The 309-nt window shown below is 40.5% G+C and carries 1 protein-coding gene; it reads right to left on the bottom strand.

Going from position 1 to position 309, the window contains the following annotated elements:
• Positions 1–265 (bottom strand): helix-turn-helix domain-containing protein (locus DXX94_RS19165; protein ID WP_147302319.1); only part of this gene is annotated, 265 nt, incomplete at its 3' end.
• Positions 266–309 lie beyond the last annotated feature (44 nt).

Consider the following 309-nt stretch of genomic DNA (forward strand, 5'->3'; position numbering starts at 1 on the left):
CTTGGCCGTGCGCGGGGTATTCAATGGCATAATCCATTACTGCTTTTTCGGTTTTTTCATCAACACGATTTTTTATATTTGGTTTTCGGCGGGACTTATCAATAAGCGCATCAATGCCGCCATCTTCAGCCAGCTCTTGATAACGATAAAATGTATCTCGTGATACGCCCATCACTTTGCAAGCTCTGGATACATTACCAAGTTCTTCAGCTAGGTTGAGCAAACCTGCTTTGTGTTTAATGATTGGATTGTTAGTATGAAGCATGAGAGTTACCTCTTTGTTTGTTTTGATTAAAGATTCAGCACCTT

Source organism: Thalassotalea euphylliae (assembly GCF_003390375.1).
Lineage (GTDB): Bacteria > Pseudomonadota > Gammaproteobacteria > Enterobacterales > Alteromonadaceae > Thalassotalea_F > Thalassotalea_F euphylliae_A.